This is a genomic window from Rhodoferax sp. LS1P39 (genome assembly GCF_056521425.1).
Genome location: NZ_JBWMAV010000006.1, coordinates 193,929 through 207,598, shown reverse-complemented (window position 1 = coordinate 207,598; position 13,670 = coordinate 193,929). Strand labels below are relative to the sequence as shown.

The following is a 13,670-nucleotide window of genomic DNA, read 5'->3' as shown; positions in this document are numbered from 1 at the left end:
CCTAAAACCCTGGCCCAACATCTCACATGGTTCCTTCATCAACTCCGTAGCGCTGCCGATAGGCTAGCACCCGTGGATAATGAGCCCGCAGCTCATTTGTATCATTTTGTTGCAAGTATTGTAGTAAATCTGCGAGCCTGGCAATAGCACAGACTTGCAACCCGAGCTGGTTACGGACAAATTGCACCGCACTGTGCGGTACATCACGCCCGCCCTCGGTGGCCATTTCCTGGCGGTCCAGCGCGATCACCACGGCGTGGGGTGTGGCACCGGCGGCCTGGATCAGCGCAATCGACTCGCGGGCGGCAGTGCCCGCCGACATCACGTCGTCGACGATCAGCACCCGGCCTTTCAGCGGTGCCCCCACCAGAGAGCCCCCTTCGCCATGGTCTTTGGCCTCCTTGCGGTTGTAGGCAAACGGCAGGTTGCGGCCCTGCCGCGCCAGTTCCACCGCCACCGTGGCCGCCAGCGGGATGCCCTTGTAGGCGGGGCCAAAAATCATGTCAAACTCGATGCCGCTGTGGAGCAAGGCCTGGGCATAGAACTCGGCCAGACGCTGCATGCGGGCACCATCGTCAAACAGCCCGGCATTGAAAAAATAGGGGCTCATGCGCCCGGCCTTGGTTTTGAATTCGCCAAAGCGCAGCACCCCGGACTCCACCGCAAACTGTACGAAATCCTGCGCTAAGCTAGCGGGCGCTTTAATGTCCACCATGGGGAAAATCCTTGTTCAAATTAACCAGCCTGAATCTCAACGGCATCCGTTCGGCCACCAGCAAAGGCGTGGAAGCCTGGATCGCCGCAACCGCTCCGGATTGTATTTGCGTACAGGAAGTCAAGGCCCAGGCCGCCGATGTACAGGGCAAGTTCGAGCAGCTGGCCGGGCTGCAGGGCTACTTCCACTTTGCCCAAAAAAAGGGCTATTCGGGCGTGGGCGTGTACACCCGGCACGTGCCCAGCGAGGTGGTCACCGGCTACGGCTCGCACGAGTTCGATGCCGAGGGCCGCTACGTCGAGCTGCGCTTTGACACCCCGACCCGCAAGCTGTCCATCATCAGCTGCTACTTCCCCAGCGGCTCGTCGGGCGAAGACCGGCAACTGGCCAAGTTCCGCTTTCTGGCCGAGATGGGCCCCTACCTGGCCAGCCTGCGCAAAACCCGCGAGTTCATTCTGTGCGGCGACGTGAACATCGCCCACCAGCAGATCGACCTGAAAAACTGGCGCAGCAACCAGAAGAACAGCGGCTTCCTGCCCGAAGAGCGCGCCTGGATGACCTACGCGCTGGCCCACCCCGAGGCCGCCGAAGCGGCCGGTCTGGGTCTGGTCGATGTGTACCGCCAGCTGCAACCCACCGCCACCGACACCGCCTACACCTGGTGGAGCAACCGCGGCCAGGCCTACGCCAACAACGTCGGGTGGCGGCTGGACTACCACCTGGCCACGCCCGCCCTGGCGGCGCTGGCGCGCACTGAGCATATTTACAAGGACGTGAAGTTCAGCGACCACGCACCCATCACGGTGGACTACGAACTGACGCTCTAAGCCCCTTCCGCCATGAGTACAGAGCACCCCACCGGTTGGATTACCGCTGCCGATGTCGCGCGCAAAGCGGGTGTGTCCCGCTCGGCGGTATCGCGCACCTTTACCGAAGGTGCCAGCGTGTCGCCAGAAACCCGCGAGAAAGTGCAACGCGCGGCAGAGGCGCTGGGCTACCAGGTGAACATCCTGGCGCGCAGCATGATCCAGCGCCAAAGCAATCTGGTGGGGGTGGTGGTCAAAGGCTTTGACGACCCGTTTTTGCAAAGCCTGCTCGGTCCCATCACCCACCATCTGGCGCTGCGCTCTCTGGCACCGCTGCTGATGGATGCCAGCGAGCCCGCGCAATTGGCCAAATCCTTGCGGCATCTGTTGCAGTACCGGATTGCGGGGGTGATCCTGACATCGGGCACGCCACCCATCCAGCTGGCCAAAGAGTACTTGCGCCTGCGGGTTCCCGTGGCCATGATCAACCGCGCGCCCGACCTGGAGGGCGTGGACGTGGTCAGCAGCGACCATTTTGAAGGCGGGGCGATGGCCGCGCGCGCCCTGCTGGCCAAGGGAGCCCGCAAGCTGGTGTTTCTGAGCTCGGCAACGGCCACCTACAGCGCTAGCGTACGCGGCGACGGGTTCGTGCAGACACTGGCGAAAGCCGTCCAAGGCGGTGAGGTGGTGTTGCGCCGCATGGAAGCGGCCGCAGCCACCTATGCCGGTGGATTCGAAGCCGCGCATGCCCTGCTGGCCGATACACAGGCCCGGCCAGACGGCGTTTTTTGCGCCAACGACGTACTGGCCTGTGGCCTGGTGGACGGTGCGCGTCGGCATTTTGGCCTGCACGTGCCTGAAGACTTCCAGGTCATCGGCTTCGATGACATTCCGATGGCAGGCCTGTCGGCCTACGCGCTGTCCACCCTGCGCCAGAACGTGGATGGATTGGCCGAAGCGGCAGTCACCTGCCTGGCCGAGCGCATGCAGGAGCCCGACATGCCCAGCCGCATGCTGCAGCTCCCCGTGGCGCTGGTAGAGCGCACCACCTTGCGCCCCTGAATACTTTCTCAGGGAAGACCCTAGATCACACATTTCTTTATTCACCGTACATTGCACACGTGTGCAAAGCGCCGCCAAAAATGCGCCACTACCTCTGGAGACAAACCATGCAACGCCAACGGACCCGACAACTCGTCTTATCTTCCCTGCTGCTCCTGCCCCTGGCCAGCCAGGCGGCCGACCGCCTCAACGTGCTCTGCGCCGCCGACAACGACTGGTGCGAGCTGATGCGCAATGCATTTGAAAAAGAGACCCAGGTGGAAGTCTCCATGGTGCGCAAAAGCGCCGGGGAAATCTTCGCCCAGATCCGCGCCGAAGCCAGCAACCCCAAGACCGACATCTGGTGGGCAGGCACCGGCGACCCGCATCTGCAGGCCGCCGCCGACGGCTTCACCGAGGTCTACAAGTCACCCCAGCTCGACAAGCTGCAACCCTGGGCGCAGAAGCAGGCCGAAATCTCGGGCTACCGCACCGTCGGCATCTACGCCGGTCTGCTGGGCATTGGCTACAACCCCGAAGTGCTGAAGCAAAAGAAGATGGCACCACCCCAGTGCTGGAAAGACCTGCTGAACCCGGCCCTGAAGGGCGAGGTGCAGATCGCCAACCCCAATTCCTCGGGTACGGCCTACGCCACCATCGCCACCCTGGTGCAGTTGCAGGGCGAGAACGAGGCCTTCGCGTTCATGAAGAAGATGAACGACAACGTCAGCCAGTACACCAAGAGCGGCTCGGCCCCGGCCAAGGCGCTGGCGCGCGGCGAAACCGCCGTGGGCATCACCTTCCAGCACGATCTGCTAAAGGAAACCGTGGCGGGCTTCCCGGTGGAAGTGGTGTCGCCTTGCGAAGGCACGGGCTACGAGATCGGCTCCATGAGCCTGATCAAGGGCGCAAAAAACATGGCGGTGGCCAAGCGCTTCTACGAATTCGCGTTGCGCGCCGATGTGCAGTCCCTGGGCGCCAAGGCCAGCGCCTTCCAGGTGCCGTCGAACAAGACCGCCACCATCCCGGCGAAAGCGCCCCGGCTGGAGAGCGTGAAGACCATCAGCTACGACTTTGCCAAGTACGGCAGCGACGAGGTGCGCAAGCGCCTGCTCAAACGCTGGGACGACGAGATCTTCTCGTTGCCCCGCTGAGCCACCTAACCTCCACCCAACAGAGAGATATGGCTTGTGAATAAGTCTTTACGTGGCTGGCTGATGCTGGCCCTCACCGCCAGCGTGCTGCTGCCCTGGCACGCCCAGGAAGCGGGCTTCTGGGGCGGCGAATGGTTGCATGCCGGATGGCCCGGCAACGACACCACCGCCGCCGCGCTATGGCAGGTACTGGGCCTGCAGCGCCTCGGCCTGTTGCCGCTGCTGCTCTGGCCGGTCGCCATCGGCCTGGTCTGCCTGGCACCGCTGCCGCGCCGTACCCAGGGTGCGGCCCTGTGCGCGCTGGCTCTGGCTGCTCTGGGCTGGCTGGCCTGGCTGGGCTGGGGCCCTGCGGGCACGGGCCTGCCCGGCCTGGGCTGGGGTGCGCTGCTGTTCAGCACCTGCGCCGTGTTTGTGCTCACCACCGGTGCCGCCTGGATGGGCGCTTGCCGGGGCGATGTGTTCGTCTGCGGCGTGATCGGCATGCTGGTGGCCCTGGTGGGGATGTTTGTGATGTTCCCGGTGCTGCGGGTGCTGGCCAGCGCGTTCGAGCAGGGCACGGGCTTCAGCCTGCAAGCGGCCTGGGCCCGGGTGGCCGATGGCCGTATCTGGTCCTTGGGCTGCGTGAGCGGTACCCGGCGTTGCGGCGTGGCCTGGAACACCCTGTTCCTGGCGCTGTGCACCGCCGCCGGTTCCACCCTGCTGGGCCTGACCTTCGCGCTGGTGGTAACACGTACCGGCTTTCGCTTCAAGCGCATCTTGCGGGCGCTGACGGTGCTGCCCATCATCACCCCGCCTTTCGTGATCGGCCTGGCGCTGATCCTGCTGTTTGGCCGCAGCGGCGTGGTATCCGCCTGGGTATCGCAAGCCTTCGACGTGCCCGCCGGGCGGGGCCTGTACGGCTTTTACGGTGTGTGGCTGGCACAGCTGCTGTCGTTCACACCCATTGCTTTCATGGTGCTGATCGGTGTGGTCGAAGGCGTGAGCCCTTCGGTGGAAGAGGCCTCGCAAACCCTGGGCGGCACGCGCTGGACCACCTTCTGGCGCGTCTCGCTGCCGCTGATGCGGCCCGGCCTGGCCAATGCCTTTCTGGTGGCCTTCATCGAGAGCATGGCCGACTTCGGCAACCCCATGGTGCTGGGCGGCAATTACGGCGTGCTGTCCACCGAAATCTACTTCGCCATCGTGGGTGCGCAAAACGACGGTGGCCGTGCCGCCGGGCTCGGGCTGATCCTGCTGGTGTTCGCGGTCAGCGCTTTCCTGGCGCAGCGCCACTGGCTGGGCAACAAGTCCTACACCACGGTGACGGGCAAGGCCGACAACGGCCAGCACGCGGGGCTGGACCGCCGTTTGTCTGCCGTGCTGGCGGTCATTGCTACGCTGTGGACCGCCTTCACCCTGGTGCTGTACGGCATGATTCTGGGCGGTGGCTTTGTCAACCAGTGGGGCCGCGACAACAGCTTTACCCTGCGCCATTACGCCAGCGCCTTTGGTATCGAATCCGGCGAGCACGGCCTGCGCTGGGTGGGCACCGCCTGGGATTCGCTGTTCACCAGCCTGATGATTGCCGGTGTCTCGGCCCCGCTGACCGCCGCCCTCGGGTTGACGGCCGCCTGGCTGCTGGTGCGCCAGCGCTTTGCGGGCAAGGCGGCGTTCGAGTTCGCCACCATGCTGAGCTTTGCCATCCCCGGCACGGTGATCGGCATCAGCTACATCCTGGCCTTCAACATGCCGCCAATCGAGCTCACCGGCACGGCCGCCATCCTGGTGCTGTGCTTTGTGTTCCGCAACATGCCGGTGGGCCTGCGCGGCGGCATGGCGGCCATGAGCCAGCTGGACCGCAGCCTGGACGAAGCCTCCACCATGCTGGGTGCCAACAGCTTCACCACCGCCCGGCGGGTGATCTTGCCGCTGATGCGCCCGGCCTTGAGCGCGGCCCTGGTGTACAGCTTTGTGCGCTCCATCACCTCCATCAGCGCCGTGGTGTTTTTGGTCAGCGCCAAATACAACATGGCCACGGCCTACATCGTCGGCCTGGTAGAGAACGGCTCCTACGGCATCGCCATCGCCTACTCCAGCGCCTTGATCGCCATCATGCTGGTCATCGTGCTGGCCGCACAGGGTTTGGTCGGCAAGCGGCGGCTGCGCCGGGTCGAACGCGTCGAAGGGACCACTCCCGCCCCCGTCTTTTCCCAAGAACGTGTTTTAAAGGTTGAATCATGAGTACTGCCCCCACGCAGGGCGCGCTGGTCTTCGAGCGCGTCACCAAACAATATGGCAAGGTCGTTGCTGTCAACGATGTGTCCTTCAGCATTCCGCAAGGCACGCTGGTCACCCTGCTCGGCCCCAGCGGCTGCGGCAAGACCTCCACGCTGCGGCTGATCGCCGGGCTGGAACATGTGAGCCAGGGCCGCATTTTCATCGGCGGCCAGGATGTCACCCAGCAGTCGGCCATCGAGCGCAATGTGAGCATGGTGTTCCAGTCGTACGCGCTGTTCCCGCACATGACGGTGTTGGAAAACGTGGCCTACGGCCTGGAGGTCGGCGGTGCCCGCAAGGTCGATGCGCGTGAGCAAGCCCTGGAAGGCCTGCGCCTGGTGGGCCTGACTGACTACGGCCCGCGCCTGCCCAGCGAACTCTCCGGCGGCCAGCAGCAGCGCGTAGCCGTGGCCCGCGCCCTGGTGCTCAAACCCCAGGTGCTGCTGCTGGACGAGCCGCTGTCGAACCTGGACACCAAGCTGCGCCGCCGGGTGCGCGAAGAAATCCGCGAGATCCAGCAACGCCTGCAACTCACCGCCGTGTACGTGACCCACGACCAGGAAGAAGCCCTGGCCGTATCCGACCAAATCATCGTCATGAACAACCAGCGCATCGCCCAGCAGGGCACGCCGCGTGAGCTCTTCGACACGCCGGCCGACGAGTTCGTGGCCGACTTCATCTGCGATGCCAACCGCGTCACCGGCGAAATCCTGGGCCACGTGTCTGCAGGCCATGCCGACTGCCTGGTTGGCGGCCTGGCGGTGCAATTGGCAAACCCCCGCGCCTACCGGGGCGAGATTCGCATTGCGGTGCGGCCCGACGCGGTGCATCTGGTCCCCGCCACCCACCAGCACATCCTGGTGGGCCAGGTGCGCCACGCCGCCTTTTTAGGCACGGAAATGCAGTACGCGGTGGAGTCGCCACTGGGTGAGTTGTTTGTGCGCCAGACCGATGTGCAGCAGCCGCTGGCCGTGGGTGCGTCGGTCGGCATTGGCTTTGCCGACCACGGCGTATGCATCGTGGGAGGCCGCGCATGAGCACCGCTGCGATAGCTGCGCGCTACGCGCTGGCCCAAAGCATCGCCCGCCAGGCCGGGCTGCAGGCCCTGGAATGGTTTCGCAAGCGTGACCAATTGGTGATCGAGTCCAAGGGCTTGCAGGACATGGTGAGCGCGGCGGACAAAGACACCGAGCTGTACATCCGCGCCCAGGTGCTGGCACGCTTTGCCGACGACGGTTTTCTGGGTGAAGAAGGCGGGCTCGACCATGCCGATGCCGACTACCTGTGGGTGATCGACCCGATCGACGGCACGGCCTGCTTCGTCAACGGCATGCACGCCTGGTGCCTGTCCATCGCGGTCATGCACGCGGGCAAGCCGGTGATCGGCGTGGTGTTTGACCCGAACAGCGACGAGATGTTCCACGCCTGCACAGGCCAGGGCGCGTTTGTGAACCAGTTGCCCATGCAGGCCCACAGCGCCCGCAGCATCACCGAAGGCGTGCTGGGTGTGGGCTTCTCGCACCGGGTGCCGGTGAGTGCCTTTGTGCCCTTCCTGGACCGGGTGCTGTCGGGCGGCGGCATGTTCATCCGCAACGGCTCTGGCGCGCTGATGCTGTCCTATGTGGCCGCCGGGCGGCTGATTGGCTACTACGAGCCGCACATCAACTCCTGGGACTGCCTGGCCGCTATCGTGCTGGTGCAGGAAGCCGGGGGCCAGGTGAATGACTTCCTGGCCGACAACGGCCTGCACGACGGCAACCCCATCATCGCCGCCGGTGCGCACCTCTACGCGCCACTGCTGGCGTTGATCGATCCGACCTGAACCGCGACGAACTCCCCGAAAACCCCCGCTCCACCACAAGGTGTCCTATGTTGCACTTCCCGTTGTCTGCTTGCGCGTCTGCCGCGGCGCTGACTCTGGCCATGGGCGCTGCCCAGGCCCAAACCGAAGTCACCGCCATTCTGGCCGGCCACGCCGCCCTGCCCGCCACCACCAGCGTCGCAGCCCCCGAAAATGCCGGTCCGCTGTTTGCCACCTCGGGCAAATTCACCGCCGCGAACCGCTTGCGCAGCGACACCCTGGGCAGCGTCCCCGGCATCAGCTTCGTCGGCGACCCCAAGTACCCCCGCAAGTCGGGCGGTAGCCTGCCGATGCAAGGGCAATCGGTGCAGGGGTTTTCCGGCATCGTCCCCCTGGGCAACGACCAGTTCCTGACCCTGACCGACAACGGCTTTGGCAACAAGATCAACTCGCAAGACGCTTTGCTGATGGTGCACCGGGTCCAGGCCGACTGGGCCCAAGGTTCGGTGACCCACAACGGCACCAGCTTTTTGCACGACCCCGACCGCAAAGTGCCGTTTTTCATCCAGAACGAAAACACCTCCGCACGCTACCTGACGGGCACCGACTTCGACCCCGAATCCATCCAGGTGGTGGGCGGGGAGTGGTGGATTGGCGATGAATTCGGCCCGTATGTGCTGCGCGTCACACCGCAGGGCAAGGTGCTGGGCGTGCTGGAAACCACGGTGGCGGGCAAGGCCTACCGGGGCCCGGACCACTACCTGAATGGCCGTTTGCCCAACTACCCCGGCGACGCAGTTTTTGACGTGCGCCGCTCCGGCGGTTTTGAGGCCATGGCCCGGTCGCCAGACGGCAAAACCCTCTACCCGATGTTCGAATGGCCGCTGTGGGACGCGCAGGCCAAGGCCCCGGAAAGCCGCAACGGCAAGCCCTACGCCCGCATTCTGGAGCTGGATGTGGCCAGCCAGCGCTACAGCGAACGCCAATGGAAATACGCCCTCGAAAACACCGGCAATGTGGCTGCCGATTTCCAGATGCTGAACGCCCACACCGGTCTGGTCATCGAGCGCGACGACACCACCGAGGGCGCAGGCCCGAACTGCCCGAACGAACCCCGGGTGGACTGCTTCACCCGCCCCGCCCAATTCAAGCGCATCTACAAGATAGATTTCAGCCAGCTGGATGCTGATGGCTTTGTGAAGAAGGTCGCTTTCATCGACCTGACCAAGATCAGCAACCCGCAGCGGCGGGCCAGGCGTGGCCCCAACGAAGCCCACTTTGCCCTGCCGCACTTGGGCCTGGAGGGCTTTGCCATCGTCGACTCCCACCATATCGTAGTGGTCAACGACGACAACTTCCCCTTCTCCTCGGGCCGCAGCATCGGCCAGCCGGATGACAACGAACTGACCCTGCTCGACATCCAGGCGCTGGTGGATGCCAAGTAAACCTGACCGCCTGGGACACCCACGCATCTAGCAGCTTTCAGGAAGCTCTCGCACCACCGTCACGGCGGCATCTGCTGCCAGCTTTTGTAGACGAACTCAAGGCTGTAGCCATACGGGTCCAGCACGTTGGCCGCGTAGTAGCGCGGGTCGTAGTGCAGACGGGCACCGGGCGCGCCCTTGTCGCTTGCGCCAGCCGCCATGGCGGCCAAGGGCGTAGACAGCACTTTTGGCCCCGGCTGGTACCGTTGAATGCTATTTAATGAATAGCTTCTCACGCCCAATCCATAAGCACAGGGGGCCGATTCGGCTTAAAGCCTCATCACCCCTGGCCTTCCGGCTTGATCTGCGCCCGCGCGATCACCGGCTTCCAGCGCGCTTGTTCGGATTTGATGAACGCATCGAACTCGGCGCTGGTGCTGCCCACGGCCAGGGCGGTTTCGTGGGACAGCTTTTCGGTGACCAGCGCGCCACGCGTGGCCTTGATGGCTTCGGCTTCCAGCTTGGCCTGGTTGGCCTTGGGCCATTTGCTGGGCACCATCAGGCCGTACCACTGGGTCATCTCAAAGCCCTTGAAGCCCTGTTCGGCTACGGTGGGCACGTCGGGCAACTGCGGCAGGCGCTGGGCCGTGCCGGTGGCGATGCAGCGCAGCTTGCCTGCCTTGATGAAGGCCAGCAGCGCAGGCGCACCCACCGACGCAGCCTGCAGGCGCCCGGCCATCAGGTCGGTCAGCATGGGGCCGGTGCCGCGGTAGGGCACGTGCAGCATGAAGGTGTTGCTGACCATCTTCAAATACTCGAACGCCAGGTGCCCGGCGCTGCCGTTGCCGGCCGAGCCGTAGTTGAGCTGGCCGGGCTTGGTCTTGGCGTAGGCGATGAATTCGGTGAGGTTCTTCACCGGCAGGTCGGGGTGCACCACGTACAGGCTGGGCACTTTGCTGACCAGGGTGATGGGCGCAAAGTCGCGGGCCGCGTCGTAGGGCAGCTTGGCGAAGATGTAAGGGTTGACGGCCAGCGTGCCAATGTGGCCGAGCACCAGGGTGTGGTCGTCGGTGCTGTTGGCCACCTCCTGCATGGCGATATTGCCCGCCGCGCCGGGCTTGTTGTCCACAAACACGTTCTGGCCGATAGTTTTGGCCATCTCGCCCGCCACCGCGCGGGCCACGATCTCGGAGCTGCCGCCGGGGGCGAAGGGCACGACCAGGCGCAGCGGCTTGCTGGGCCAGGTGGATTGGGCGCGGGCGGCGCTGGGCAGCAGCAGGCTGGAGGTGGCGGCGCTGGCGGCCAGCAGCAGATCCCGGCGGGAAAGGTTCAAGGAGGGCATGGCGTGTCTCGTCGTTGTAATGGTGGAGCCACCATCTTGCACCCGCCAACCTATCAAACACCTATCAACCCCACCGGCCCGGTTGCACCACCATAATCATTGCCATGCACATCCTGTTGGCAGAAGACGAACACGCCCTGGGCGAATGGCTGGCCAAGGCGCTGGCGCAGAGCGGCCACCGGGTGGACTGGCGCGACGACGGGCGGCTGGTGGAAGCCGCGCTGGCCGACTGCGACTACGACGTGCTGGTGCTCGACCTGGGCCTGCCGGGGCGCAGCGGCGGCGACATATTGCGCCGCCTGCGCGCGCAAGACAACCGCCTGCCAGTGCTGATCCTCACCGCCCGCGACGCGCTGGCCGAACGCGTCAACGCGCTGAACCAGGGGGCCGACGACTTTCTGGCCAAGCCCTTTGCCCTGGCCGAGCTGGAAGCCCGCCTCACCGCCCTGGTGCGCCGCGCTCGGGGCAGCGAGCACCCGCGCCTGGCCTGCGGCCCGTTGGCTTTTGACACGGTAACGCGCCAGTTCACCCTGGGCTCTGAGAGCCTGCTGCTGTCGCCGCGCGAGCACGCCCTGCTGCTGGCCCTGGTGCAGCGCAGTGGCGAGCCGCTGACGCGCCAGCAGGCTATTGCCCGCGTGTTCGGCGATGAGGACGAGGTGCAGGCCAGCGCTATCGACGTGCTGCTGCACCGCCTGCGCAAACGGCTGGAGCACAGCGGCGTGGGCATCCACACCGTGCGGGGCCTGGGCTACATCCTGGAATGCGATGCGCCAAGCCAGCCTTAAATTCCGCCTGCTGGCCCTGCTGCTGCCCACCCTGGCCGTGGCCACCGCCACCAGCCTGTGGCTGACCCGCGTGGATGCCGTGGCCTCGGCCAATGCGGCCTACGACCGCTCCCTGCTCGGGGCCATCAAGGCGCTGGACCTGAACGTATCCACCGCCTCGGGCGGGCTGGCGGTGGAGCTGCCGTACCGGCTGTTCGAGTTTTTCCAGCTCACCGCCACCGGCAATGTGTACTTTCGTGTGGCCACCGACGATGGCCGGGTGGAGATCGGCCACACCGACCTGCCCGCGCCGCCCCAGCCGCTGCGCATTGGCGTACCGCAGTTTTTTGATGCCAGCTACTTTGGCGAGACCGTGCGCGTGGGCGCGTACCAGCGCACGCTGGAGCCGCTGCAACCGGCGGCAGGGCAGACCTTGCTGGTGATCCAGGTGGCCGAAAGCACCACCTCGCGCGAGCAGTTCACCCACCGCTTTGTGCGCCACGCCGTGCTGCGCGATGCCGCGTTCTTGCTGGCGGTGGGCGCGCTGGTGGTGCTGGGCCTGTACCTGGCCCTGCGCCCCATGGCCCGGCTGGCGCGGCAAACCCAGGCCCGCGCCCCCGATGACCTGCGCCCCCTGCCCACGGCTGATTTGCCGCGCGACCTGCTGCCGCTGGTGGATGCGGTAAACCAGCAAATCGCCCGCACCGAAGCCCTGGTGGAGCAGCGCAGGGGCTTTATCGACGATGCCTCGCACCAGCTGCGCACGCCGCTGGCGGTGCTGCGCGCCCAGCTCGACTATCTGCTGCGCGAACCCGACCCGGCACAGCGCCAACTGGCGTTGCAAGCCCTGTCCGACGCGCTGGACCACGCCGTGCGCGCCACCAACCAGCTGCTGGCCCTGGCCCGCAGCGATGCCGCCCAGCCGCACTGGGAGCCGTTCGACCTGGCCGAGCTGGCCCGCGCGGTGGCGCTGGAGTTGCTGCCGCTGGCCCGCACGCGCGGCATCGACCTGGGCGTGGATGTGCCCGGCACGCCGCTACCCGCCCAGGGCGACCGCGCTCTGCTGCACCAAGCGCTGCTGAACATTGCCCACAACGCCTTGCAGCATGGCCGCGCCCACGGCGTGGTGACGCTGGAGGCACAGGCCGAGGCTGGGAGCTACCAGTTGCGCGTGCGCGACGACGGCCCCGGCATCGACCCCGCCATCGCCCCCCGGCTGGGCCAGCGCTTTGCCAAAAGCCGGGGCAGCCGGGGTTCGGGTTTGGGCCTGGCGATTGCGCGCTCGGTGCTGGAGCGGCATGGCGGACAACTGCGGCTGGAGACTGGCACGCCCGGTGTCTGCGCCATTCTGGAGTGGCCCACGCGATGAAGCGCCGCTGGCTCCTCCTGGCGACCCTGCTGGCAACCGCAGCCCACGCCGGGCTGCCCGAAGGCGCGCGCTGCATCGCCCCGGCCAAGGGCGGCGGCGGTTTTGATCTGACCTGCCAATTGCTGCGCGACATGCTGCAGGCCGCAGGCCAGACCCGCACGCCCATCGCCATCGACTACCAGCCCGGCGGCATAGGCGCGATGGCCTTGCACAGCACCGTGGCCCTGCGGCCAGCCGAGGCGCAGACAGTGGTGGCGTTCTCCAGCGGCACTTGGCTCAACCTGGTGCAGGGCCGGTTTGGCCGGTACAGCGCGGCCGACGTGCGCTGGCTGGCCGCGCTGGGCACCGACTACGGCGTGGTGGTGGTGCGCCAGGATGCACCGTGGCGCAGCCTGGCGCAATTGCTGGAGGCGCTGCGCAAAGACCCGAACCGGCTGATTTTTGGCGCAGGCGGCTCCATCGGCAGCCAAGATTGGATGAAGGCCGCGCTGCTGGCCCGGGCCGCCGGGGTCAGCCACAAGGCCATGCGTTTTGTGGCCTTTGAAGGCGGCGGCGAGGCGCTGACCGCCCTGCGCGGCGACCATGTGCAGGTGCTGGCAGGCGATGCCGCCGAGGTGGCCCGCCAGATCGACCAGGGCGCCCCCGTGCGGGTGCTGGCCGTGCTGGCCGCCCAGCGCCTGCCGGGCCGCTGGGCCCAGGTGGCCACCGCCAAAGAGCAGGGTTTTGACATCCAGTGGCCCATCGTGCGCGGCGTGTACCTGGGCCCGCAGGTGCCCGAACCGCAGGTGCGCGCCTGGACCGAAGCCCTGGCCCGCGCCGCCGCCCACCCCGCCCTGCCGGGGCAACTGGCGCAGGTCGGCCTACAACCCGGCTGGGCCAGTGGCCCCGCACTGCAAGCCCTGCTGGAGCGCCAAACCGCCGACTACCAGCAGCTCGCCGCCAGCTTTGGGTTGGCCCGGCGGGCACCTTGATTGCTATTGAAAATGTAGCTTGTCACG

At 66.1% G+C, this 13,670-nt stretch carries 13 protein-coding genes; 10 read left to right on the top strand and 3 right to left on the bottom strand.

Going from position 1 to position 13,670, the window contains the following annotated elements; translation table 11 throughout:
• Positions 1–22: 22 nt before the first annotated feature.
• Positions 23–715, bottom strand: coding sequence for an orotate phosphoribosyltransferase (pyrE, locus tag AC097O_RS12475; RefSeq protein WP_479593136.1), 693 nt, complete (start codon positions 713–715; stop codon positions 23–25).
• An 11-nt stretch (positions 716–726) separates the two neighbouring features.
• Here pyrE and AC097O_RS12470 point away from each other — a divergent pair, with 11 nt between their 5' ends.
• From AC097O_RS12470 to AC097O_RS12440, 7 genes are all read left to right on the top strand, one after another.
• On the top strand, positions 727–1,542 hold the full coding sequence (locus AC097O_RS12470) for an exodeoxyribonuclease III (protein ID WP_479593135.1): 816 nt from the start codon (positions 727–729) through the stop codon (positions 1,540–1,542).
• Between the two features lie 12 nt (positions 1,543–1,554).
• On the top strand, positions 1,555–2,583 hold the full coding sequence (locus tag AC097O_RS12465) for a LacI family DNA-binding transcriptional regulator (RefSeq protein WP_479593134.1): 1,029 nt from the start codon (positions 1,555–1,557) through the stop codon (positions 2,581–2,583).
• A 107-nt stretch (positions 2,584–2,690) separates the two neighbouring features.
• Positions 2,691–3,716 (top strand): ABC transporter substrate-binding protein, encoded by a 1,026-nt coding sequence (locus AC097O_RS12460; RefSeq protein WP_479593133.1) that lies wholly within the window; start codon positions 2,691–2,693, stop codon positions 3,714–3,716.
• A 36-nt stretch (positions 3,717–3,752) separates the two neighbouring features.
• Positions 3,753–5,936 (top strand): ABC transporter permease, encoded by a 2,184-nt coding sequence (locus AC097O_RS12455; RefSeq protein ID WP_479593132.1) that lies wholly within the window; start codon positions 3,753–3,755, stop codon positions 5,934–5,936.
• Complete coding sequence (locus AC097O_RS12450; protein ID WP_479593131.1) at positions 5,933–7,009, top strand: ABC transporter ATP-binding protein; 1,077 nt, start codon at positions 5,933–5,935, stop codon at positions 7,007–7,009. The genes AC097O_RS12455 and AC097O_RS12450 overlap by 4 nt, the downstream gene beginning before the upstream one ends.
• Positions 7,006–7,794 (top strand): inositol monophosphatase family protein, encoded by a 789-nt coding sequence (locus tag AC097O_RS12445; protein WP_479593130.1) that lies wholly within the window; start codon positions 7,006–7,008, stop codon positions 7,792–7,794. Before AC097O_RS12450 ends, AC097O_RS12445 begins: the two co-directional genes overlap by 4 nt.
• Positions 7,795–7,841: 47 nt before the next feature.
• Entirely contained in the window at positions 7,842–9,218 is a 1,377-nt protein-coding gene (locus tag AC097O_RS12440; protein ID WP_479593129.1) for an esterase-like activity of phytase family protein, read from the top strand.
• A gap of 59 nt (positions 9,219–9,277) precedes the next feature.
• Here AC097O_RS12440 and AC097O_RS12435 read toward each other — a convergent pair whose 3' ends face one another.
• Complete coding sequence (locus AC097O_RS12435) at positions 9,278–9,418, bottom strand: hypothetical protein (protein ID WP_479593128.1); 141 nt, start codon at positions 9,416–9,418, stop codon at positions 9,278–9,280.
• A gap of 119 nt (positions 9,419–9,537) precedes the next feature.
• Positions 9,538–10,539, bottom strand: a complete 1,002-nt coding sequence (locus tag AC097O_RS12430) for a Bug family tripartite tricarboxylate transporter substrate binding protein (RefSeq protein WP_479593127.1) — start codon at positions 10,537–10,539, stop codon at positions 9,538–9,540.
• A 104-nt stretch (positions 10,540–10,643) separates the two neighbouring features.
• Between AC097O_RS12430 and AC097O_RS12425 the strand changes: the two genes are divergently transcribed.
• The 3 genes from AC097O_RS12425 to AC097O_RS12415 are packed head-to-tail and all read left to right on the top strand — an operon-like array spanning position 10,644 to position 13,643.
• Positions 10,644–11,324, top strand: coding sequence for a response regulator (locus tag AC097O_RS12425; protein WP_479593126.1), 681 nt, complete (start codon positions 10,644–10,646; stop codon positions 11,322–11,324).
• The gene (locus AC097O_RS12420) at positions 11,305–12,672 is read left to right on the top strand and encodes a sensor histidine kinase (RefSeq protein ID WP_479593125.1); all 1,368 of its coding nucleotides are present in this window, start codon (positions 11,305–11,307) and stop codon (positions 12,670–12,672) included. The genes AC097O_RS12425 and AC097O_RS12420 overlap by 20 nt, the downstream gene beginning before the upstream one ends.
• Positions 12,669–13,643, top strand: a complete 975-nt coding sequence (locus tag AC097O_RS12415; protein ID WP_479593124.1) for a tripartite tricarboxylate transporter substrate binding protein — start codon at positions 12,669–12,671, stop codon at positions 13,641–13,643. The genes AC097O_RS12420 and AC097O_RS12415 overlap by 4 nt, the downstream gene beginning before the upstream one ends.
• The last annotated feature ends 27 nt before the right edge of the window (positions 13,644–13,670 follow it).

Bases quoted from the DNA above. Each gene is read 5' to 3' on its own strand.
- pyrE (WP_479593136.1), bottom strand. From the start codon at position 715: ATGGTGGACATTAAAGCGCCCGCTAGCTTAGCGCAGGATTTCGTACAG.
- AC097O_RS12465 (WP_479593134.1), top strand. From the start codon at position 1,555: ATGAGTACAGAGCACCCCACCGGTTGGATTACCGCTGCCGATGTCGCG.
- AC097O_RS12460 (WP_479593133.1), top strand. From the start codon at position 2,691: ATGCAACGCCAACGGACCCGACAACTCGTCTTATCTTCCCTGCTGCTC.
- AC097O_RS12450 (WP_479593131.1), top strand. From the start codon at position 5,933: ATGAGTACTGCCCCCACGCAGGGCGCGCTGGTCTTCGAGCGCGTCACC.
- AC097O_RS12445 (WP_479593130.1), top strand. From the start codon at position 7,006: ATGAGCACCGCTGCGATAGCTGCGCGCTACGCGCTGGCCCAAAGCATC.
- AC097O_RS12440 (WP_479593129.1), top strand. From the start codon at position 7,842: ATGTTGCACTTCCCGTTGTCTGCTTGCGCGTCTGCCGCGGCGCTGACT.
- AC097O_RS12435 (WP_479593128.1), bottom strand. From the start codon at position 9,418: ATGGCGGCTGGCGCAAGCGACAAGGGCGCGCCCGGTGCCCGTCTGCAC.
- AC097O_RS12430 (WP_479593127.1), bottom strand. From the start codon at position 10,539: ATGCCCTCCTTGAACCTTTCCCGCCGGGATCTGCTGCTGGCCGCCAGC.
- AC097O_RS12425 (WP_479593126.1), top strand. From the start codon at position 10,644: ATGCACATCCTGTTGGCAGAAGACGAACACGCCCTGGGCGAATGGCTG.
- AC097O_RS12420 (WP_479593125.1), top strand. From the start codon at position 11,305: ATGCGCCAAGCCAGCCTTAAATTCCGCCTGCTGGCCCTGCTGCTGCCC.
- AC097O_RS12415 (WP_479593124.1), top strand. From the start codon at position 12,669: ATGAAGCGCCGCTGGCTCCTCCTGGCGACCCTGCTGGCAACCGCAGCC.